The organism is Pontimonas sp., from assembly GCF_031581085.1.
GTDB lineage: Bacteria > Actinomycetota > Actinomycetes > Actinomycetales > Microbacteriaceae > Pontimonas.
Window position 1 is genome coordinate 1 of the sequence record NZ_JAVLBO010000020.1, and the last position, 22,531, is coordinate 22,531.

The 22,531-nt window shown below is 62.2% G+C and carries 21 protein-coding genes; 19 read left to right on the forward strand and 2 right to left on the reverse strand.

Going from position 1 to position 22,531, the window contains the following annotated elements; all coding sequences use genetic code 11:
• From RI518_RS06185 to dnaE, 16 genes are all read left to right on the forward strand, one after another.
• Positions 1-1,703 (forward strand): penicillin-binding protein 2 (locus tag RI518_RS06185; protein WP_310689624.1); only part of this gene is annotated, 1,703 nt, incomplete at its 5' end.
• 31 nt (positions 1,704-1,734) lie between these two features.
• The gene (locus RI518_RS06190) at positions 1,735-3,294 is read left to right on the forward strand and encodes a UDP-N-acetylmuramoyl-L-alanyl-D-glutamate--2,6-diaminopimelate ligase (protein ID WP_310689625.1); all 1,560 of its coding nucleotides are present in this window, start codon (positions 1,735-1,737) and stop codon (positions 3,292-3,294) included.
• Positions 3,291-3,923 carry a hypothetical protein gene (locus tag RI518_RS06195; RefSeq protein ID WP_310670959.1) on the forward strand — a complete coding sequence of 211 codons (633 nt, stop codon included), beginning with the start codon at positions 3,291-3,293 and terminating at the stop codon, positions 3,921-3,923. Before RI518_RS06190 ends, RI518_RS06195 begins: the two co-directional genes overlap by 4 nt.
• On the forward strand, positions 3,920-5,017 hold the full coding sequence (gene mraY, locus RI518_RS06200) for a phospho-N-acetylmuramoyl-pentapeptide-transferase (RefSeq protein ID WP_310670960.1): 1,098 nt from the start codon (positions 3,920-3,922) through the stop codon (positions 5,015-5,017). Before RI518_RS06195 ends, mraY begins: the two co-directional genes overlap by 4 nt.
• On the forward strand, positions 5,017-6,051 hold the full coding sequence (locus RI518_RS06205) for a hypothetical protein (RefSeq protein ID WP_310689626.1): 1,035 nt from the start codon (positions 5,017-5,019) through the stop codon (positions 6,049-6,051). The genes mraY and RI518_RS06205 overlap by 1 nt, the downstream gene beginning before the upstream one ends.
• Before the next feature lie 97 nt (positions 6,052-6,148).
• Entirely contained in the window at positions 6,149-7,378 is a 1,230-nt protein-coding gene (gene ftsW / locus RI518_RS06210; RefSeq protein ID WP_310670962.1) for a putative lipid II flippase FtsW, read from the forward strand.
• A complete protein-coding gene (gene murG, locus RI518_RS06215) occupies positions 7,375-8,472 on the forward strand; it encodes an undecaprenyldiphospho-muramoylpentapeptide beta-N-acetylglucosaminyltransferase (RefSeq protein WP_310670963.1) in 1,098 nt (365 codons plus the stop codon). Before ftsW ends, murG begins: the two co-directional genes overlap by 4 nt.
• Positions 8,432-9,868, forward strand: a complete 1,437-nt coding sequence (gene murC / locus RI518_RS06220) for a UDP-N-acetylmuramate--L-alanine ligase (protein WP_310670964.1) — start codon at positions 8,432-8,434, stop codon at positions 9,866-9,868. Before murG ends, murC begins: the two co-directional genes overlap by 41 nt.
• Positions 9,855-10,772: an FtsQ-type POTRA domain-containing protein gene (locus RI518_RS06225; RefSeq protein ID WP_310689627.1), complete on the forward strand. Its 918-nt coding sequence runs from the start codon at positions 9,855-9,857 to the stop codon at positions 10,770-10,772. Before murC ends, RI518_RS06225 begins: the two co-directional genes overlap by 14 nt.
• Before the next feature lie 155 nt (positions 10,773-10,927).
• Positions 10,928-12,073 carry a cell division protein FtsZ gene (ftsZ, locus tag RI518_RS06230; protein WP_310670966.1) on the forward strand — a complete coding sequence of 382 codons (1,146 nt, stop codon included), beginning with the start codon at positions 10,928-10,930 and terminating at the stop codon, positions 12,071-12,073.
• A 5-nt stretch (positions 12,074-12,078) separates the two neighbouring features.
• On the forward strand, positions 12,079-12,756 hold the full coding sequence (locus RI518_RS06235) for a YggS family pyridoxal phosphate-dependent enzyme (protein ID WP_310670968.1): 678 nt from the start codon (positions 12,079-12,081) through the stop codon (positions 12,754-12,756).
• Positions 12,757-12,792: 36 nt separating this feature from the next.
• The gene (locus RI518_RS06240; protein WP_310670969.1) at positions 12,793-13,236 is read left to right on the forward strand and encodes a cell division protein SepF; all 444 of its coding nucleotides are present in this window, start codon (positions 12,793-12,795) and stop codon (positions 13,234-13,236) included.
• Between the two features lie 41 nt (positions 13,237-13,277).
• Positions 13,278-13,568, forward strand: coding sequence for a YggT family protein (locus RI518_RS06245; protein WP_310670971.1), 291 nt, complete (start codon positions 13,278-13,280; stop codon positions 13,566-13,568).
• 110 nt (positions 13,569-13,678) lie between these two features.
• Complete coding sequence (locus tag RI518_RS06250; RefSeq protein WP_310670973.1) at positions 13,679-14,296, forward strand: DivIVA domain-containing protein; 618 nt, start codon at positions 13,679-13,681, stop codon at positions 14,294-14,296.
• On the forward strand, positions 14,297-15,232 hold the full coding sequence (locus RI518_RS06255) for an RluA family pseudouridine synthase (protein WP_310689628.1): 936 nt from the start codon (positions 14,297-14,299) through the stop codon (positions 15,230-15,232).
• 74 nt (positions 15,233-15,306) lie between these two features.
• Complete coding sequence (gene dnaE, locus RI518_RS06260) at positions 15,307-18,882, forward strand: DNA polymerase III subunit alpha (protein WP_310689629.1); 3,576 nt, start codon at positions 15,307-15,309, stop codon at positions 18,880-18,882.
• Here the strand turns inward: dnaE and RI518_RS06265 are convergent.
• Positions 18,858-19,367, reverse strand: a complete 510-nt coding sequence (locus RI518_RS06265; protein WP_310689630.1) for a flavin reductase family protein — start codon at positions 19,365-19,367, stop codon at positions 18,858-18,860. The two genes, dnaE and RI518_RS06265, sit on opposite strands and share 25 nt — an antisense overlap.
• Positions 19,368-19,430: 63 nt before the next feature.
• Here RI518_RS06265 and hisD point away from each other — a divergent pair, with 63 nt between their 5' ends.
• Genes hisD through RI518_RS06280 form a run of 3 tightly spaced genes read left to right on the forward strand, consistent with a single transcriptional unit; the run spans position 19,431 to position 22,265 of the window.
• Complete coding sequence (gene hisD / locus RI518_RS06270) at positions 19,431-20,750, forward strand: histidinol dehydrogenase (RefSeq protein WP_310689631.1); 1,320 nt, start codon at positions 19,431-19,433, stop codon at positions 20,748-20,750.
• The gene (gene nrdR, locus RI518_RS06275) at positions 20,751-21,236 is read left to right on the forward strand and encodes a transcriptional regulator NrdR (protein WP_310670978.1); all 486 of its coding nucleotides are present in this window, start codon (positions 20,751-20,753) and stop codon (positions 21,234-21,236) included.
• Positions 21,237-21,239: 3 nt separating this feature from the next.
• Complete coding sequence (locus RI518_RS06280; protein WP_310689633.1) at positions 21,240-22,265, forward strand: quinone-dependent dihydroorotate dehydrogenase; 1,026 nt, start codon at positions 21,240-21,242, stop codon at positions 22,263-22,265.
• Here the strand turns inward: RI518_RS06280 and RI518_RS06285 are convergent.
• A partial coding sequence (locus RI518_RS06285; protein WP_310689632.1) for a DUF3043 domain-containing protein occupies positions 22,262-22,531 on the reverse strand: 270 nt, incomplete at its 5' end. The genes RI518_RS06280 and RI518_RS06285 overlap by 4 nt on opposite strands.

Sequence of the window (22,531 nt, forward strand, 5' to 3'; positions counted from 1 at the left end):
TGTCTCTCGTGGTCGTCGTCATTGTGGGAGCGTTTTTTGTGCGCCTGGTGGACATCCAAGTGGTTCGGGCTGCCGAACTGAGCACTGAATCGACACAATTTCGGACCCAGTCGGCCACGTTGTGGGCGGAGCGCGGCCAAATTCTCGACCGGGCGGGACAACCGCTCGCGCACAACGCCGATCGCTACGACGTGACGGTGTCGCCGATGCACGTCGCGGATTTTCGGCGAGCGGGTGAGGTGGTGAGTGTGATGGCGGCGCTGGCGGAAGTGGAGTCGATTACGGGCACGCCTGTTGCTCAAATGTGGGCCAGCATTTCGGCCGACCCCGACGCCAACTTCGCCTACCTGAGCAAAGAGGTGACCACCACCCAATACCGCGCACTGGTGGATTTGGATATTCCCTGGATGTATTTCGAGCGCAATCCGGAGCGGTTTTATCCCTTCGGCTCCGTCGCCGGAAACCTCACCGGAATGATGGGCACCGACGGTCCACTCGAGGGCGTTGAGCTGAAATGGGACCAATGCTTACGGGCAGAACACGGGTCGCTTCGCTACCAACGCGGTGCCGATTCGGTGAAACTTCCGGGCACCATGGAAGTGACTGAAGAAGCATTCGATGGTGGCAACGCGGTGCTCACCATCGACAGCGATCTTCAGTGGTTTGTCCTCCAACAACTCGCTCGTTACGGGCAAAATCTCGGAGCGGAGAGCGGCTCGGCCATGGTCGTCGAAGTCGACACCGGGGACGTGGTGGCGGCCGCTGACTGGCCGACCTATGACCCCAACGATTTTGGTGATGTGCCCCAATCACATCTTCGAGCCGACAATTTCAGCTCCACCTTCGAGCCAGGCTCCACAATGAAAACGATCACGATTGCCGCGCTGCTGGACCAGGGGCTGACCTTTTCAGAGGAGGCGCACAGCGTCCCGTCAACCTGGGAGCTCCCGGGAGAGCGCTACATTCGAAACTCGTCGGGAGCAGCCGAAGGCAACCTCACCACTGCGGGGATCATCAGCCACTCGTCCAACACCGGCGTGGTCGAATTGGCGGATCGGATGGACCTCGGCACGTTGCATCGCTACTACCAATTATTTGGTTTTGGCGAAATGACCAGCGTCGAGTTCTTGGGTGAGCAGGATGGCTACCTGCCCGACCCGGACACGGTCGACTCGATTACCCGGCACACCCAAGCCTTTGGTCAAGGCCTCTCCACGACGACCGCGCAAATGGCCGGTGCCTATCAAGCGATTGCCAACGGAGGTGTTCGGATTCCGCTTCGCCTCGTGAGCGGCTGCGAACACGCCGATGGAGAGTTCGTTTCTGCGCCAGAGCACGAGAGTGTTCGAGTGGTGTCAGAATCGACGGCCCGGGAGACGCTGCGCATTTTAGAAACCGTTCCCGAAAGCGGCACCCTGCAGACCAGGGTGAATGTGCCGGGCTACCGCATCGCCGCGAAAACCGGCACCGCAGAGATCGCGGAAAATGGCGAGTACGGCGATGAGCGAATGATCTCGATTGCCGGAATGGTCCCCGCGGATGACCCGCAATACGTCGTCGTGGTCGCTTTTGTCAAACCGCAAACGAACCGCTTTTCCTACGCGGCCGCTCCCGCCTTCGATGCGATTGTGACCCAGGTCGTGAAGCATTTCCGAGTGGCTCCTTCAGGTCCGGGCCCCGGCTTGCCCCCACTAACCTGGTAGGCACCCACGCACCATCGAGGAGGTCATCGCCGTGAGCGCACACAGCCCGCGACCGACCGCCAATACCCCCACAGCGCTCACCGAATTGGGGGAAGCGTTTTCCTGGGATTGGCATCAGCCTCCCGCCGACCACACGGTCTCTGGTGTGAGTCTGGCGAGCCAGGCGGTGGCACCGGGTGACCTCTTTGTCGCATTACCCGGTGCCAGTCGACACGGTGGTGAGTTTGTCACTGAGGTGATCGCTGCGGGCGCCCAAGCCGTGTTGAGCGACCCCGCCGGCATCGCCCATATGGACAATGTCCCCGAAGACTTTCCCATCGCCGTTCACCCCGACCCTCGGGCCCAACTGGGTCCGGTGTCTCTTCGGGTCTATGACCCGGGAGTTCGCCTCCCCGACGTGTTTTCGGTCACCGGCACAAACGGCAAAACCTCCGTCGTGTTCTACTTAGACGCCATTGCCCGGGCGATGGAGGTCAATTCAGCGTTTTCGAACACCCATGAGCGCAGGATCGGCCAGGAGAGTGTGAAGACGCCACTCACCACTCCGGAAGCACCAGAGCTTCATGCCCTGCTCGCGCTGGCCGCTGAGCGCGGGGTGGCGCTGATGGCCTTGGAGGCGAGTGCCCAGGCGATTCAACGTCAGCGACTATCGGGCATTGTTGCGCGCGTGGCCGGCTTCACCAACCTCAGCCACGATCACCTTGAAGATTACGGCGACATGGACACCTACTTCGAGACAAAGCGCGAACTCTTTCAGCCTGGCTTGAGCGAGCAGGCCGTGATCTCCTTGGATACACCCTGGGGGCAGAAAATGCTCGCGGGTTGCGGTGTTCCCGCGGTCAGTATTGGCCGGCCCGAGCAACATCCGACCTGGAGCGTGGAGATCGTGAACGCAGAGGGCGGGCAGACGACGTTTGTTCTTACCGGACCGGAGGGGACCCTCACCAGCAGCATTCGCGCGGCGGGAGACCACATGGTGCGAAACGCCGCATTGGCGATGGTGATGCTCGTCCAGGGCGGCTACAGCCTGGAGGCATTGGAGCACGCGGTGGGGCGTCATCGGGGAGGAATCGACCTGGTCGTCCCCGGGCGCGCCGAAAAAGTCTCGGGGGAGTCTGCCGTGAGCGTGTTTGTCGATGCGGGTCGAAGCCCCGACGCGTATCAACAGACCCTAGAGGCACTCGCCTCACACGCGCCGGGCGCAATGATTGTGATTTGTGGGACCTCCGGCAACCGCGATCGGACGAAACGGTTTGCGATGGGCGAAATAGCCGCCACACTCGCCGACTACGTCATCGTCTCCGACGATGACCCCCGCCGGGAAGACCCCGCGCAAATTCGTGCCGATATCTTGGTCGGGGTGGCTAGTGCCGGTCACGCAGAGTATGAAGAAATCGCCTCCCAAGAGCAGGCCATTGCCCGGGCGGTGCACATCGCGAAACCGGGTGACACCATCGTGTGGATTGGACCCGGCTCACAGTCCTACCGGGACGTGGGGGGAGTGCGTGAACCCTTTTCCGCTCGAGCGGAGGCGCTCCGCGCGCTGCAATCCGCCGGTTACCTGAGCGAGAGTGTGGAGGACAGCTTGTGAGCTGGAGGGTCGATAGCGTCACCCGGGCGGGAAGCCAGTGTGTCGATGAGGAGGGCAATCTCGTGACGCTGGGTCTGGTGTACCCGGAGGGCTCGAGAGACAACCTGCCGCACGACTCCTTGGCTGCCCTGCTGGGCCTCGAGCCCGTGGCACCTACCCCCGCCAAGCTCCGCGGTGTCGCACAACGAGAGCAACTCGTGGAAGTGTTTGACCTCGACGGCGGGGGAACCTGCTGGCTGGATTGGACCGAGTCGCCCCAGGCAGATGATCTTGTCGCGAAAGTCAAACAGGCTTCGGCCGTGGTTCGAGAAGAGGGCCGCCTTCTGGTGGTTTCGGGCTTGGTCGCCATTGGCCCGGATGACGACTACGACTCATTACCCGCACTGGGTGCGGCGATGATTAGGCTCCGTGTCGACCAGTGGCTCGGTGTGGGAGTAGAGGCAAAAGCACTCGCGACTCAGGTCGGTCTCGAGGGGTCATGGGATGGCGAGTCACTGTGGTTAGAACAGGCGCAAAAGGCGTACGATTACATCCGTGAGTGGCCCCAAAGCAACGACGTGGTCCTCATTATTGGACATCGTTTCGGCGAATTGCCGGGCGTGTTAGCGCTGCTGGGGGTCACCCCGTGAGGGTGCTTCTCCTCTCCGGCGCGCTGTCGTTAATTTTTACGCTGGTGCTCACCCCGGTCTTTGTTCGGGGTTTTCAACGTCTCGGCTGGGGGCAATTCATCCGACAGGATGGCCCCCAAACGCACTTTGTGAAACGCGGAACCCCGACGATGGGCGGGATTATCATCCTGCTCGGCATCGTCTTTGGCTACTTCGTGGCCCACCTGATCACCGGGGCCACGCCCAGCTATTCCAGCGTTCTGGTCATCGCGATTATGTTGGGTCTGGGGGCGGTGGGCTTCCTGGATGACTTCTCCAAAATCCGGCAACAGCAGTCGCTGGGCCTGTCGCCTCGGGCCAAGATTGTCGGCCAGATCATCGTGGCGACGGCGTTTTCGGCTTTGGCGATTTCCTTCCCCGATCAAAACGGTGAAACTCCGGCCTCATTGGCCATTTCGTTCATTAGGGATATTGACTGGTTGACCTTTGCCGTGTTCGGGACCATCGGCAGTTACATCGCTTTTGCGATCTGGACCAGTCTGATCGTGGTGAGCACGTCCAATGCGGTGAACCTGACCGATGGTCTCGATGGCCTCGCCGCCGGCTCGTCCATTCTGGTCTTTGGCGCCTACGTTCTGATCAGCTTTTGGCAGTTCAATCAGTCCTGTTTCTCCGCAAGCCTCGACCCCGTGGTCGCCTACAAGTGTTACGAAGTGCGAGATCCCTTGGATCTTGCTGCCGTCGCGACGGCCATTTTGGCCAGCCTGATTGGCTTTCTCTGGTGGAACACCTCCCCGGCGAAGGTCTTCATGGGCGACACCGGGTCGCTCGCGCTGGGTGGTGGCGTCGCCGCGATGGCGATTTTCACCCGCACCGAGTTGTTGTTGCCGCTCATCGCCGGGCTATTTCTCATTCTCACCGCCTCGGTCGTCCTCCAGCGCACCTACTTTAAGTTGACCAAGGGTCGTCGGATTTTTTATTCGAGTCCGCTCCACCACCACTATGAAATTAAAGGCTGGGCCGAAGTCACCATTGTGGTGAGGTTTTGGCTCATCGCCGGCTTCCTCGCGTTCGCCGGGGCGGGCATTTTCTATCTGGAGTGGCTCGGTCGTTAATGCCTGTGTCGTCTGACTCCGGTTCGGGAATAGAGCTCTTGACCAGCTGGTTCGCCCCGTGGGCGGGGCAGAAGGTGCTCGTCGTGGGCCTTGGCGAGGGGGGCTTCGCGTTGGCGGACACCCTGGCGGAGCTGGGGGCGACCACCCAGGTGCTCTTCGCGGGAGAAGACTCTGATCGGTCGACCATCCTGGGGGTGTTGGGGGTAGACGTCCACAGCGTCGCATCCGAGGCGGAGATCGCCGCCGCGGCGCTGACACTGCGGCCCGACCTGGTGGTGATTTCACCCGATTGGCATCCCGACCTAGAGGTCGAAAAACAACTGTGGGCGAGTGGTCTCACAGTGTGGTCTGACGTCGAGTTCTCCTGGCGAGTGGCGGATAAACACGGCGTGCGGCCCGACATTGTCTTGTGTGCCGGGGGACAGCGAAGTCTTGTTGTCGCTGATGTGGCGCAGAAATTCCTGCTCCATGCCTCTTTCAAGGCGGCCCGTGGTGGCTACGGTGCGCCGTCGATGCTGGATGCTTTTCGACACCCCGACGGTATTGATGTGGCGCTCTGGACTCTTTCTGACCGACAGCTGTGGCGAATGGGCACGCAGGAGTCCAGCCAACGCAGACCGCGCGTGAGTCTCTACTTCCAGCCGGCAGAAGATGCTGACCCGGAGACGCTACAGGCGCTCTACTCTCACACGCGCGAGTCGTGTCTCTATCAGCCGGGCACGGCGAGTGAAACCGCGTTGCACGAGGCGTCGGTCGTCGAAGGAGCCCGAGCGATTGGCATCGTCAGGGACACCCCGGGCATGAGTGATCTGGGTCGAGTCGACGAAGTCATTTGCGATCGCGCGTTTTTGCCCGATCGCAAAGACCGCGCTCTGGAGTTGTGCACGGTGGAGGAGCTGGTAGCGGCTGGGTTTTCCACGCCCGAATTGGTCGAGGTGGCCATCGCGGCTCTCGGTGTGGGCAGGGCCTTGGATGTGGCTCCCGAAGTACTTGGAGGCGCACTCTTGCTGGGTGACTGGCCCGAACAGAAATAGCGGACACACCCGCCACCCTCACCGACCGATTCGCGTCTTCGCCGGAGACTAGGGGTGGTCTAATCGGCTGGTCGCTTAATTGGGGGAGGTGTCGGCAGTGTCCTCTCGTTCCGGCACCGTCGCCAACCCTCGCCCCGAGTCGGGGAGCACGCGGGCTGTGGTGTCGGTGCGGCGCCTATTTCGGGCCGAGACACCCGAGTACGTCGTGATGGTCGCGATGGTGCTGTTTCTTGTCCTCTTTGGCCTGGTCATGGTTCTCTCCTCCTCATTCGTGACGGCCCAAACCAGCGGTGAGGGTTTCTTGGGGGTCGCTACCCGTCAAGGTATTTGGGCGATGTTGGGCTTACCGATGATGTTTGTGCTCTCAACCTGGAGGCCCCAAGCTCTTCGGGCGTTGGCCCCCACCCTGTTGTTCATTGGACTCGTCCTCCAGGGCCTCGTGGTGTTTACTCCGCTGGGTATTTCTTCGGGAGGTAACACCAACTGGCTCTCGATCGGGGGCTTGACCGGTCAACCTTCAGAATTTCTCAAACTCGCGCTCATCATCTGGATGGCCCACATTTTGGCCGATCGGGTCGACTACATTCGAAGCCCGCGCGCGCTGGGAAAACCGCTGATTCCGGGTCTGATTCTCGCTCTCGCTCTGGTCCTCTTCGGCCAAGACCTGGGGACGATGGGGGTGATGGCGCTCATCGTGCTGGGAGTGCTTTTCGTCGCGGGAATACGTTTGGGCTTGTTGGGCACTGTTGTGGGTGCGACCGGCGCGGTGGCGGCGATCATGGCGTTGATCGCCCCCTACCGCTTAGAGCGTGTCACCGTGTGGCTCTCCGGCTGCACCGACGATGAGTTTCTCTACCAGTGTTGGCAACCGATGCAGGGGACCATGGCGTTGGGTTCGGGTGGAGTCTTTGGGGTGGGTTTGGGTAACTCCAGAGCCAAATGGTCGTGGTTGCCCGAAGCAGACACCGACTACATTTTTGCCGTGATCGGTGAGGAACTGGGTTTGGTGGGAGCAAGCGTGGTGATCCTGAGCTTCACCGTGTTGGCCGTCGCGATGGCGCGCCTTGTGCAGCGAAACAGTGACCCTTTTGCCCGGTTGGTGACCGCGGGGGTGATGATCTGGATTGTGGGCCAAGCACTGGTCAACATCGCCGTCGTCCTGGAATACCTGCCCGTCCTGGGTGTTCCGCTGCCCTTTATTTCTGTCGGCGGCTCCGCACTGCTCTCGACGTTGCTGGGTGTGGGGGTGGTGATGGCGGTCAACCGCAATAGCCGTGTGACGCCGGTGTGGCAGCCGGGATCCTCCAAAGAAGTCCGGTCACCGTGAGCACGATCGCCCTCACGGGCGGTGGAACCGCCGGCCATATTTCCCCGTTGCTCGCTGTTGCCCAGGAGCTAAGCGAGAGTGCCCGCTGCGTCGTGATCGCCACTCGCGGTGGCCGCGAAGACGAATTGGTGCCCGAGCGCTTTCCGATCATCCACCGTGTCCCCAAACTTCCCTTCCCGCGCAGAATCAGCCCGGCCGCTCTGCGGTTTCCTCTGCGTTGGCTGCAGGCTGTTGTCGCGGCGAGGCGGGCGCTGCGCGAAGCCCGAGTGGATGTGGTGGTCGGCTTTGGCGGCTACACCGCGGCGCCGGTCTACCTGGCCGCCTGGTTACTGCGCATTCCGTTGGTCATTCACGAAGCAAACGCCATTGCGGGGTTGGCAAACCGTTTAGGGGCCAGGCTGACCCGTGCGGTGGGGGTGTGCTTTCCGGGCACTGCGCTTCCTCACGCCACCGTGGTGGGGATGCCCCTTCGTCCGGAAGTCCTCGCCATCGATCGCCCGGCCCAACGAAGCGCTGCGCGACAACACTTTGGATTAGACGCAGACACCCCGGTGTTACTGGTCACCGGGGGCTCCTCCGGGGCGAGGACACTAAACGACACCCTCGACCGGGTCGCTGCCGATATCGTGGCCCAGGGGTGGCAAGTACTCCACCTGCGTGGGCCGGGCCACGAGGCACCGTCGCCCCCACCGCAGGGGGTCACTCACGTGGAGTACACCGAGCGGATGGACCTCGCTTTGGCCTCGGCTGACCTGGTGGTCTCGCGGGCGGGGGCTAATGCCGTGGCCGAGTTGGCGCTCGTGGGGCTCCCGGCGATCTTTGTTCCCTACCACGTGGGAAACGGTGAGCAGCAGCGCAATGCGGCCTCTGCCGTCTCCGCCGGAGGGGCACTGCAGGTGAGCACCGCGGATTTCACGCCCGAGTGGGTGCACGCCGTGTTGTTGCCCCTCTTGGATGATCGAGAGCGGGTGGCCGCCATGGGTGAGGCGATGGCCGCCACGGCGAGAGTGGACGGTGCGACGATTATGGCGCGGTGGGCTCTAGACGCCGCCGGTGGCGGGAAGGGACGTGCTGATGCTTCGACCACGCACTGATGGTTGGCTACCCGATGATCTCGGCAGGGTCCATCTGGTGGGCATTGGCGGTTCCGGTATGAGTGGGATTGCTCGCGTGTTACACGAGCGCGGCCACGCGGTCAGTGGCACCGATCGCGCCGCCTCAGAGGTGACCGACTCGCTGGCAGCGGCGGGAATCCGAGTGTTCATCGGCGAAGATTCGGGCTGGCTGGATGAGGTCGACACGGTGATTTCGACCTACGCGGTGCGCGACTGGCATCCTGAAATGGTCCGCGCCCGCGAGCGCGGTGTCACGATTCTCCACCGCGCGGACGCGCTGCGTGTTATTGCGCGAGGGCTCGACACGATTGCCGTGGGTGGCTCGCACGGCAAAACCACCTCGACGGCGATTCTCGCGACGGCGATGGAGCGCCTCGGCGAGGACATCACCGCGGTCAATGGTGGGGTGGTCAGCCAGTGGGGCGTGTCGGCCCGAGCCGGCACATCATCCTGGTGCGTTCTCGAGGCGGACGAGTCTGATGCCTCGTTTCTGATCTATCACCCCCGGATTGCGTTGGTGACCAATGTCGCGGCCGACCATTTGGATTTCTATGGCTCCCGCGACGCCGTGTGGGACGCGTTCGAGCAGTTTGTCCACAGCGCCCATGAGGCCGTGATCTGCCTCGACGATGAGGGGGCGCGGGCCGTGTGGGAGCGGGTTGATGCGAGTAACGTGCTCACCTACGGCACCCATCCCGATGCCAGACTTCAGCTCAGTGAGGTGAGTGCGGCACCCGTGGCGAAGGCGGTGGTGAGTTTCGCGGGAGAGAGCGCCTCATTTGAATTGGCTGTTCCGGGGGAATTAACGGCGCTCAACGCCACCGGCGTGATCGGGGTGCTTCTGCTTGCCGGGTGGAGCCTCTCAGACGCCGCCCGCGGAGTGTCGGGGTTTGCCGGCGCGGACCGGCGCTTTCAGTTTCACGGCGACATTGGTGGTGTGAGGGTTTTCGACGATCACGCCCACCACCCGACCGAAGTCGCCACAGCCCTCGCGGTTGCCCACACCGTGGCCGGCTCCGGTGAGGTGATCACCCTGTTTCAACCCCACCTGTTCACTCGCACCCAGTTGATGGCGGCTGAGTTGGCCGAGGCGTTTAGCCAGGGCAGTGACCACACGATTTTTCTCGACATTTTTGGCTCACGAGAGGATCCCATCGAGGGGGTGACGACCCAGATGATTCTGGATCGATTGGCGCCCGGTGTGTCCTATGACTTCGAACCCGATTGGGATGGGGCCGTCGAGTTGGCGGTGTCACGGGCGAGGCCGGGTGACGTGATTCTCACCATGAGCACGGGTGATCTGTACCAAATTGTGCCGCGACTGCTGGATCGCTTGCACCAGGCCCACGGTGGGAGTGCCGGTGGCGAGCGTTAGTCGACGCGCGAAGAAGGCCTCCGGCACAACTCGGCAGAAGCCTTCCGGGGCGCGCGCCGAGCGTCGAGCGGCCAGGGAGAGAAAGCGGGCTGAGCGACGAGAGTACCGACGGTTTACGACCGCGACACGTCAGCGTCGATTAGCGCTCACGGCGGGAATTGGTGGAGTGGTGCTGGTCGCCATTCTCACCATCGTTGTCACGTCATCGCCTCTTCTGGGTTTGAAAACCATTCGCGTGCTGGGCACTGAGCGCCTCTCGAATGACACGGTCGTCTCGGCTCTGCAGCCGTTCGGTGGCGAACCCCTCGCCCGGGTGAGTCCGGCTGACGTCGCCGCGTCGCTTTCTGACATCGCCCTGATTGCCTCGGTGGAGACGCGCATTGAACTGCCGAGCACGCTGGTGGTCACCGTGGTGGAGCGGACACCTATCGGTGCGGTGTCCACCCCCGAGGGTTTTGCGGTGGTGGATCGGGCGGCGGTCACCCTCTTCGAGTCCGAGACGCAGCCGAGCGAATTTCCACTGATTGGCGTGCCCGCCGATCCCCAATCGCGGGGCTTTGTCGCCATTGGTGAGGCCCTCTCGGTCATTCCCCCCGAGGTGCTCTCGCGAATTGAGCGGGTGAGCGCCTCCAGTGCGGATACCGTTGCTTTTAGCTTGCGCGATTCACAGCACAGGGTGTTGTGGGGGAGCAGCGAACTCTCCCGGGACAAGGCCCGCGTTCTCCCGGCAGCCCTGCGCACGGCCGGCCGGGATGCCCCGCAGCTGATTGACCTCTCCACTCCGGACACGGTGGTCATTCGCGACGCCGCCTCGCCCTTTCCCACACCGAGTCCTCCGGAGGAGCCCGGCGAAGACAGCGAAGCGCCCGGTGAGAATGAGGAGTCCAGTGAGAATGAGGAGTAGGGAGGACGAGGAGGGCGTGCAGTAGGCCAGGCCGCGACACGCCCGTGACCTCTCGGTGTGATGCGCCCCAAGGCTCTAGCGTGGGGAGCGTCCGAAAGTGAATAAAACTCTCATCTTAAAGTATAAGTTGAAGGTTTTGTTGAGGGGGGTGCCGGGTGACCGGTCAGCACAACTATCTCGCAGTGATTAAAGTCGTCGGAGTCGGCGGGGGCGGGGTCAACGCGGTCAATCGGATGATCGAGCGCGGACTGCGCGGAGTGGAATTCATCGCCATCAACACCGACGCCCAAGCCCTGCTGATGTCCGATGCCGACGTCAAGCTCGACATCGGACGAGAGCTCACCAGAGGTCTCGGTGCAGGAGCCGACCCTGAAATTGGCCGCCGCGCCGCTGAAGACCACGCCGAAGAAATTGAGCAGGCACTCACCGGAGCGGACATGGTTTTTGTCACCGCCGGTGAGGGCGGGGGAACGGGAACCGGAGGCGCGCCCGTCGTTGCACGGATCGCCAAAGCGGTCGGAGCGCTCACCGTGGGAGTGGTGACCAAACCCTTCAGCTTTGAAGGAAAACGTCGCCAGGCCCAGGCCGAAGATGGCGTCGAATTAATCCGCGGCGAAGTGGACACCCTCATCGTGGTGCCCAACGACCGACTGTTAGAACTAGGCGACCCCTCAATCAGCATGATTCAGGCGTTTGAGACGGCCGATCACATTTTGTTGGCCGGTGTGCAGGGAATCACCGACCTCATCACCACCCCCGGTTTGTGGAACCTGGACTTTGCCGATGTGAAATCGGTCATGCACGAGGCGGGAACGGCCCTCATGGGTATCGGCGCGTCGCGAGGGGCAGACCGGGCCATTAAAGCCGCCGAGTTGGCGATTGCCTCGCCCCTGTTGGAGATCAGCATCGAGGGCGCACAGGGAGTGTTGATTTCCATCCAGGGTGGATCAAACCTCGGCCTCTACGAAATCAACGATGCCGCCAAGCTCGTCGAAGAAGCCGTGCACCCCGACGCCAACATCATTTTCGGTGCCGTCATCGACGACTCCCTGGGCGACGAAGTGCGCGTGACCGTGATTGCTGCCGGCTTCGTCGAAAGCCAGAACGCCGCCAGCGCTGGCTTCCCCGCGGTGGCGGCGACCTCGGAGGGCGAGGGGGACGCCCACCCCCAATGGTTGACTGACTCACCTCGAACACACGATGCCCCGGTGAGCGACACCGTGGAGCCCGAACGTGCTCCGGTGTTTGCCTCAGACGGCGGCGACGATCAGGACCTCGACGTACCCGACTTTTTGCGCTAGCGGTCGTGGCCACTGAAAGCGCCACGAGCCGCTGGCAACGCGTATCCGAAGAAATCGCCGATGCCGCGCTCGACGTGGGACGCGATCCGTCCGCCATCACGACCGTCGTGGTCACCAAGTTCCACCCCGCGTCGCTGCTTGGCGAACTCGTCGCCGCGGGAGTCGAGCACGTGGGTGAATCGCGCCATCAAGAAGCACAGGCCAAACACGCCGAACTCGCCGACCTTCCCCTCACCTGGCATTTTGTCGGCCAGCTTCAATCCAATAAGGCGCGGGCAGTGGCCGAGTATTGCTCGGTGATTCACTCGATCGACCGCTCCAGTGTCGTCTCGAAGCTGGCGACCCTGGAGCACAAGGTTGAGGGCTTCATCGAAATCAATCTCACCGGCGATCCCGGCCGGGGAGGAGTCTCTCCGGACGATCTGGGGGCACTCGCCGAGCAGGTCCTCGCGACTCCCACGCTCTCGCTGCGCGGGGTGATGGCCGTCGCCCCACAGGACCAAGCCCCCGCCGAGGCCTTTGCCAGAGTGCGCCAACTTCAGAAGATCGTACTGTCACTCGCTCCCGAGGCCACTGACCTCTCCATTGGGATGTCTGGCGACTTCCGCGAGGGAATTGCCGCCGGGGCGACACACCTTCGCATTGGCACCGCAATCACCGGAAAAAGGCCTCCAGCGACGTAGCCTGGAGACACCCGATAGAGAGAGAAAGGGTGCCCCATGGCGAATCCATTGCGCAAAACGTTGGAGTTTCTCGGCCTCGCCGAAGAATCCAACACCGAGGAGTGGTCCGAGCAGCGGCCCGCCCCCGTGACGTCCGGTCAGCAGCAGTCTGCGCAGCGTGCCACCGTGACGCCACTTCGTCGCGCGCGCGGATCCCAGGCTCCGGATGTGAATGAGATTCTCACCGTTCACCCGAAAAAGTACGAGGACGCCAAGCTGATCGCTGAGACGTTCCGGGACGGCATCCCCGTGGTGATGAACCTCACCCAAATGAGTGAATCCGAAGCCCGGCGGATGGTGGACTTCGCCAGCGGGCTCACCCAGGGGCTCTACGGGCACATCGAACGGGTGACCCCGAAAGTATTCTTGCTCTCGCCCTCGCACGTCCAAGTATCCGGTGAAGCCAGCGACGACGTCGACAACGACGCTCTTCTCGACTAACTGTCGGTCGAGACCCTGGCACAACGGCCATAATGGAGGCCATGGTGTCTGCTATTGCGTGGCTTGTCTATGTGGCCCTCTACCTTTTCTTCATCGCGATGTGGGTTCGCTTCATCATGGATTGGGTGCAAGTCTTCTCCCGAAGTTGGCGCCCCAGGGGTCCCTTCCTCTTCCTCGCCGAAGCGAGCTATTCGGCCACCGACCGGCCCTTGCGCGCCGTGCGCAGGGTGATTCCCCCGCTTCGAATCGGGGGTGCAGCCATCGATCTGGGCTGGTCGCTACTGATGATCGGCACGCTCATCGTGATGTCGGTTGTGGGGGGTTTCCGGTAGGCCAGGGCGGTGTGAATCGCCCGCCGGGATAGGATGACGACGATGGCTACCCATAGCCGTCCAGACGCTACAGGGCCTTTGGGCCTACGCAGAGGGTAAGGAACGAAAAGATGGCACTCACGCCGGAAGACATTGTCAACAAACGCTTTCAGGCGACGAAATTCCGCGAAGGTTACGACCCCGACGAGGTGGACGACTTTCTCGACGACGTGGTCGTCGAAATGCGCCGGCTGGCGGAAGAAAACGAGACCCTGAAAAAGGAGCTCGAAGGAGCCAAAGCCCTCGCGCAGCAGGCCCAGAGCGCACCCTCTCCGATTCCCGCTGCGGCGCCGGCCGCGGCCGTTGACGCAGCGCCGATTTCTGAAGATGACCCCATCGATGCGGAGGGCACCACTAATCTTCTGCAGCTCGCGCGCCGCCTGCACGAGGAACACGTGCGCGAAGGTATTCACAAGCGCGATGAGCTCATCGCTGAGGGTCACGCCCAGGCGGCCCGAATTGTCGCGGACGCCGAAGAAGAGCAAAAGCGCAGAATCTCGGTCTTCCAGCAGGAGCGCGATGCGCTCGAGTCCAAAGTGGAGAGCCTGCGCGAGTTTGAGCGCCAGTACCGGCAGAGCCTTCGAGGCTTTATCGAAAACCAACTCTCCGCTCTGGACCAATCCAGCGTTGAAGCCTCAATGGCTCAGACACCAGGGGCTGCCCCCACACCCCGCACGACCAGTCAATAAATGGATCTCGCCCGGGGCGGGGAGCCCACCCGGGTGGTCATCCCCGATGACTATTCCGGTGCACGCCTGGACGGGGTCCTCGCTGAACTGACCGGTCTCAGCCGTTCGCGCATTCACGAACTCATCGCCGAGGGGGCGATTACTCGCTCCGGCAGTCCCCTCAAGAAATCGGTCGCTGCCCAGGCGGGCTGGCAGCTAGATATTTCTTATCCGGTGGCGCCGCCGCCGCGTGGAGCCTCAGAGAGTCCAGACCCGGTGGTGTTGCACCTCGATGACGACGTCGTGGTGATCGATAAACCCCCCGAGCTCGCCGTCCACGCCGCCCCCGGCTGGGATGGCCCGACGGTGCTCTCTTCCCTGCACAAGGCCGGTATCACCCTCTCTGAGCGTGGACCAGAGGATCGTCGAGGTGTCGTCCACCGCCTCGATGTCGGGACATCGGGAGTGATGGTCCTGGCACGAAGCGACCGCGCCTACGAAGCACTCAAAGACGCTTTTCGCGATCGCCAGGTGGAGAAGATTTATCACGCCCTCGTCCAGGGATACCCCGCGCCCAGCTCGGGAACAATCGACGCTCCGGTGGGCAGACACCCCACCTCATCGTGGCGCTTCGCCGTCGTGCGCGATGGCAAGGACGCCGTGACCCACTACGACACGCTGGAAGTCTTTCCCGGGGCGACCCTCGTAGAAGTCCACCTCGAAACGGGTCGCACCCACCAGATCCGAGTCCACTTCCAGGCCGAGCGCCACCCGCTCGTTGGCGATTCTCTCTACGGGGCTGACCCCAGTTTTGCCCAAAGGCTCGGATTGACCAGGCAGTGGCTGCACGCAAAAGTGCTCTCGTTTGTGCATCCGGCCGATCACGAGCGGCTTCGAATTGAGTCGGATTACCCCGCGGAGCTCGAACACACCCTGCAATTATTAGATCCGCAGTAATTCTCGGAGTGTGCGAAGTCGGTAGCCCGCGCGGGGCAATACTCTAAAGGTCGAGAGATTTAGCCGGAGATAACGTGACCGATTCCTTCGCCCACCTACACGTCCACACCGAGTATTCGATGCTCGATGGCGCGGCGCGCATCGGCGAACTGATGGATGAGGTGGCCCGGCAGGGTATGCCGGCGGTCGCCATGACCGACCACGGCTACATGTTTGGCGCGTACGAGTTTTGGCGGGCCGCGAGAGACCGGGGCATCAACCCCATCATCGGCCTGGAGGGCTACCTCACCCCGGGGACGCATCGCAGCGAGAAAACTCGGGTCTCCTTCGGCGACGGTGGGGGTAGCGATGTCTCCGGCGCCGGCGCGTACACCCACCTCACCCTGCTGGCGGAAAACACCACCGGTATGCACAACCTGTTCACCTTGGCCTCTAAAGCTTCCCTGGAGGGCTACTACTTCAAACCACGGATGGACCGTGAGCTCCTCTCGAGCTTCCACGAGGGCATTATCGCGACGACGGGCTGCCCGAGCGGTGAGGTGCAAACGAGGCTCCGACTGGGCCAATACGACGAGGCCAAACGAGTCGCTGGCGAAATGCGAGAACTCTTTGGTTCGGACAATTATTTTGTCGAAGTCATGGACCACGGTCTCGGCATCGAAAAACAGGTGATGACCGATCTCATTCGCCTGGCGAAAGAACTCTCCATTCCGCTATTGGCCACCAATGACTCGCACTACACCCACGCGGCGGACGCGACTGCGCACGAGGCTCTGCTGTGTGTCCAGTCCGGCTCGACGTTGGATGACCCCAAGCGCTTTAAATTTGACTCCCAAGACTTCTACATCAAGTCTGCGGCGGAAATGCGGGAGCTTTTTGCCGATATTCCCGAAGCCTGCGACAACACCCTGCTCATCGCCGAGCGGGTTTCGGTCGAATTCGACGAATCGGCCAATTACATGCCCCAGTGGTCGGTCGAACCGGGAGATAGCGAGGACGGGGCGTTTCGTCGGGCTGTTCTCCGCGGCCTCGACGAGCGATACCCGGAGGGTGTCCCCGACGAGTCGATGCGCAGGGCCGAATACGAGATGGATGTCATCGTCCAGATGGGTTTTCCCAGCTACTTTCTCGTCGTGGCCGACTTCATCACCTGGGCGAAAGATCACGGCATCCGGGTCGGGCCCGGCCGCGGTTCGGGGGCGGGGTCGATGGCGGCCTACGCGATGCGAATTACCGAGCTGGACCCGATCGAACACGGCTTGATTTTTGAGCGGTTTTTAAACCCCGAGCGCGTCTCCATGCCCGACTTCGACGTGGACTTTGATGAGCGCCGCCGCGGTGAAGTCATTCGCTACGTCACGGACAAATACGGCGAAGACCGCGTCGCCCAAATCGTGACGTTTGGCACCATTAAGGCGAAACAAGCCCTGAAGGACGCCTCGCGGGTGTTGGGCTACCCCTTTGGAATGGGGGAGAAGCTGACCAAAGCGATGCCGCCTTCGGTCATGGGCAAAGACATCACTCTCTCCGGCATTCAGGACCCCGACCACGAGCGCTATAAGGAAGCCGCCGATTTTCGGGAATTGCTGGCCCAAGACCGCGATGCGGCCACCGTGTTCGATGTCGCCAAGGGGTTAGAAAACCTCAAACGCCAGTGGGGTGTTCACGCGGCGGGGGTCATCATGTCGCGCTCACCACTAGAGGACATCATTCCGATCATGCGCCGCGAGCAAGACGGCCAAATCGTGACCCAGTTTGATTTCCCCACCAGCGAAGCCCTCGGCCTGGTCAAGATGGACTTCTTGGCGCTTCGAAATCTCACGATCATTGATGACGCGCTCGACAACATCGAAAAAAGCCAAGGCCACCGACCGGTCTTAGAAGAGCTCACTCTGGACGATCGGCCCACCTACGAACTACTCTCCCGTGGCGACACCCTCGGGGTGTTTCAACTCGATGGTGGTCCAATGCGCAGCCTGTTGCGGCTGCTGAGACCGGAGAGATTTGCCGACATTTCCGCCGTTCTCGCGCTCTATCGACCGGGACCGATGGGCGCTGATTCGCACACCAACTATGCACTGCGAAAAAATGGCGTGCAAGACATCACCCCGCTGCATCCGGAACTCGCGGAGGCTCTCGACCCCATCCTCGGGGAAACCTACGGCCTGATTGTCTATCAGGAACAGGTAATGGAAATCGCCCAAAAGCTCGCGGGCTACACACTGGCCGAAGCGGATTTGTTGCGCCGAGCGATGGGCAAGAAGAAAAAAGAGGAACTGGATATCCAGTTCGAGGCGTTCCAGGCGGGGATGCGCGCCAGTGGGTTTTCCGCCGAGGCGATTAAGACCCTCTGGGACATTTTGGTCCCCTTCTCCGACTACGCCTTTAACAAGGCCCACTCGGCCGCCTACGGAGTCGTCTCGTATTGGACCGGCTACCTCAAGGCCCACTACCCGGCGGAATACATGGCCGCATTGCTCACCAGTGTGAGCGACGATAAAGATAAATCGGCGGTGTATCTCAACGAGTGTCGCCGGATGAAAATCGCGGTACTGCCCCCGGATGTGAACGAATCAGAAGTGAATTTTTCCGCGGTGGAGGGGTCTATTCGTTTCGGCTTGGGAGCGGTGCGAAACGTGGGCCAGGCCGTCGTGGCACACATCAAGCAGGCGCGTGAGGAACACGGGCAGTTCACCGACTTTCACGACTTTGTGCAGAAAGTCTCGCTCCAGGCGCTCAATCGCCGCACCGTCGACTCGCTGATCAAAGCGGGCGCGTTCGACCAGTTGGGAAACACCCGACGCTCGCTCGCCGAAATACACGAAAGCGTCGTCGACCAGGCGGTTCGGGACAAAAAGGCCGCCGAACACGGCGATGTGGGATTCGACTTTGACGCCCTGTTGGAGAGCGCAGAGTCTCGGGAGAATCCAAAAATCATCAATCTCCCCGAATGGCCAAAACGCGAACTGTTGGCTTTGGAGCGCGACATGTTGGGCCTCTACGTCTCCGACCACCCGCTAGCGGGCTTGGAATTGGGCTTAGCCGAGCACGCCGAAATGACGGTGGCGCAGTTATTGGACAGTGACATCGAGGACGGCACCGTGGTGACCATCGCGGGCCTGTTGACGCAGGCCAATCACAAGGTCGCTAGAGCGAGCGGGAACCCTTACGCACAGGCGGCCCTGGAGGACTTCAGCGGCGAAATCCAGGTGATGTTTCTGGGAAAGAGCTACCAGGAGCACCAGAATCTGTTGCAGCCAGACACCATTATGGGTCTGCGCGGGAGGGTCCAGCGTCGAGACGACCAGGTGACCCTGCACGCCCAGGGGGCCAAGTCCTTAGATATCCACTCCCGCGCCGAGCAGCGCTGGAGCGGTCCGCTGACCCTGGCTATTCCCGAATATTTCGCGACGGCCGAGGTGTTGAGGCAACTCGATCGAGTGTTGGAGTCTCACCCGGGCGAGTACGACGTCAGGGTGAGACTCGTGGGCTCACACAGCGCACGGATGTTTGCCCTGCCGCGACGAGTCGACGTGAGCGCGAACCTCATCGCTGAGCTAAAGGGCATTCTCGGAAAAGACTGCATTTACACGGCGGAAAAAACCGCCGCGTCAGAGCCCGAGGATCACAAAGAGGCGGCGACTCGATAATCCTGGTGCTGGTAGACCAGAGCGGACTCGTCGAGGCCCAATCCACCGCCCAGAATTTCCACCGCCACCATCGCCGCGTCGCCCACCGTGTGACGCTCGACAATCTTTGCGTGCAGGTAGCCGGTCGCCCCGGGGACGAGGGGAAGGCCATCGGGGCCCTCTAAGAGCTCAATCCCGTCGAATCGACTCGCCGCCTCGCCGCTAAATTGCGTGGCGAGGCTGTGTGCGCTGCTGGGCAGGGTGTGAATGAGGAGCGACTCACTGGAGTTAATCGCCGGCCAGCTGCTGGCCGTGGTTGACATGTTGAACGTGGCGCGAGGGGGAAGCAGTGACAGCGAGGCGACGGAGGTGGCGGTGAAGCCGGTCGGTTCGCCGGAGGGTTTGCGCAGCGTGATGATGGCTACTCCTGCGCCGTATCGACGAAACACCTCCAGGAAACTCTCTCGTGCGGAGTCGGTGGGCTGGTAATCGTGTGAAGAAGTCATTGGCTTTAGCTTACGCCCCGATCGTGGGCGCCTCATTCACCCGCAGGCGCCTACCATGGGGGAATGATGCGCACACTGGACTGGCGGGGAGTGAACTTTGCCGAAGGCTCGCTCCAGGCCCAGCTGCCCCGAGTAGACACGGCAGATCTCGACGTGTCCGAGGCGGCCGCTGAACTGATCGACCAGGTCCGCCGCGGCGGCAGCTCCGCGCTGTTAGAGCAGTCTGAGCGTTTCGATGGCACAGCCCCCCGGGCTGTTCGCCTCGACCCGGCGGTCGCTCGGGCGGCGCTGGGGACACTGGCGCCGCAGTTGCGTGAGGCGATAGAACTCTCCATCGAGCGCGTTCGGAGAGCCAGTGCCCTTCAGGTCCCCGAATCGCGAAGCGTGGAGTTGGCACCAGGAGCGTCGATTACGCAGCGTTTTGTCCCGGTCGATCGGGCCGGGGTGTATGTGCCTGGTGGTAAAGCGGTGTATCCCTCGAGTGTGGTGATGAATGTGGTTGCCGCTCAGGTTGCCGGTGTCTCCTCGATCGCCCTGGCTTCACCACCCCAGGCCGACTGGGAGGCCCAGATTCACCCGACCATCCTGGCCACGGCGGCCCTTCTCGATGTCGACGAGCTCTACCAAATGGGTGGTGCCGGCGCCGTGGGGGCCCTCGCCTACGGGGTGGGCGATATTGGCCTCGATGCGGTCTCGGTCATCACCGGACCGGGAAATCGTTACGTCGCCGCGGCAAAGCGTCTGGTCAAAGGTGTGGTGGGCATCGATTCTGAGGCGGGTCCCACCGAAATTGTGGTCATTGCGGATTCGCGGGCACCGATCGAGAGCGTCGCCGCCGATTTGGTGAGCCAGGCCGAACACGACGAGCTCGCGCAAGCCATCCTGATCACCACCGACGCAGACTATGCCGAGGCTGTCGCCGAGAGCGTGTCACGCCGAGCGAAGGCCACCTCGCACAGCGACCGGGCAACGACGGCCCTGTCCGGCCCGCAGTCGGCGATAATCCTCGTGGATTCGCTCGAGCAGGCTGTGCTGGTCAGTGACGCTCTCGCGCCCGAACACCTGGAAATTCTCACCGAGAACGCGAGGGATGTCGCAGTGAGCATCCGTCACGCGGGGGCGATTTTTGTGGGAGCGGATACTCCGGTGAGTGCGGGTGACTACCTCGCCGGGTCAAACCACGTGCTGCCCACTGGCGGCCGGGCATCTTTCCAGTCGGGCCTGTCCGCGCTGACGTTTTTGCGGCCGCAACAGATCGTCGAATACAGCCACGACGCCCTGCGCGACATCTCTGGCCCGCTGGGGGTGTTCGCGCGTGCCGAGAACCTTCCCGCCCACGCCGAAGCCGTCGAGGCCCGCTTTGTCGAGGGGGAGGAGCACTAGGTGTATTGCCCTTTCTGCCGCCACCCCGACTCGCGGGTCATTGATTCGCGCACGAGTGACGACGGCGTGTCCATCAGGCGCCGGCGCGAGTGCCCCGAATGTGGACGTCGCTTCAGCACAATGGAAACCGCGAGTCTCACCGTCGTCAAGCGAAGCGGAGTCAGTGAACCGTTCTCCCGGGAGAAAATTGCGGTGGGTGTGAAAAAAGCCTGTCAGGGGCGTCCGGTCACCGATGGCGACCTGGCCCAACTCGCCCAGCGTGTGGAGGAGGCCATCCGGCAAACCGGCGTCAGCCAGATTGAGGCAAACGATATTGGGTTGTCCATTCTCGAGCCTCTGCGAGAACTCGATGAGGTGGCCTATCTCCGATTTGCCTCCGTGTACCAAGCCTTTGAGAGTTTGGACGATTTCGACCGGGCGATCGACGCACTGCGGACTGCCGCCCGGGCGGGGGAGGATTCCGAGACAGCCGAAGGAGCCTCGTAGGTGTTGTATCCCTGGTTATTTCAGTTTTTTCGACGACTCGACCCCGAATTTGCCCACCACGCGGGAATCGCGGTCTTAAAAGCTTTTGGCCTTCCCGCGATTCGCCCCCTACTAGAGCGGGGTAACCCCCACGACCCGCGGCTGTCGAAAAACCTGATGGGTCTCGACTTTGCTCACCCTTTTGGCCTTGCCGCTGGTTTCGATAAGGACGCTGAGGCGATCGCCGGGCTCGCGGCGGTGGGTTTTGGTCACGTCGAAGTGGGTACGGTCACGCCGCGCCCCCAGCCGGGAAACCCCACACCACGTCTGTTTCGACTTCCCGAAGACCGGGCACTGATTAATCGGATGGGGTTTAATAACCGCGGCGTGGAATCGATGGTGGACCGCCTTCACCGCGCGCGCAGCGCCGCCCGTCGCCCCGTCATCGGGGTGAACATCGGTAAAAACCGCGACACTCCTCTCGAACACGCTGAGGATGACTACGCACAGCTGACCCAGAGACTCTCCGCGGTGTCTGACTACCTCGTGGTGAACGTCAGTTCCCCGAATACTCCCGGATTGCGAAGCCTCCAGGATCCTTCGGTGTTGGACAGCCTGTTGGGGGTGGTGCAGCAGGAATCTGGTGCCACACCGGTCCTGGTGAAAGTATCGCCCGACTCACCCGATGAGGAGATTGTGGATATCGCCGGTGTCGTCACCCATCGGGGGCTCGCGGGGCTGGTGGCGACAAACACCACGGTGACCCGTGAGGGGCTCTCGACTCCTGCAGGCCGGGTCGCCGCGATGGGCGAGGGCGGCCTGTCGGGCGAGCCGCTTCGTGCTCGAGCCGAGGAGGTGTTGCAGGTGGCGAGGAAAGCCCTCGGTGAGGGCCCCTGCCTCATTTCTGCCGGTGGGGTGAGCACCGGGGCAGACCTGCAGTCGCGGTTAGCGGCGGGAGCAGATCTGGTTCAGGCCTACACGTCGTTTGTGTACCGAGGGCCTTTTGTCGCTCGCCACGTGGTCCGCGAGTTACTGCAGGAGATGGGTTAGGCCGGCTTCTCGCCTCGGGCGACCTGAGCTTTCGGCAGTCGAAGACCACGCATCTGTAAGGCGCGCATGGCGCCGTACCAGCGGACACCCTTTTCGACGTTCTCCGGGCCGTATTTTGCGCCCAGTCCCCGCCGGACCTGGCGTCCCAACCAGAACGCGTCGATGATGGCCAGTGCGAAGAAGGCCCAGAGCACCATGATCGAGATGAATCGGGCTTCCATCGAGGGCAAGAACGTGGCGATGATCACCGCGAACATCATCGGGAT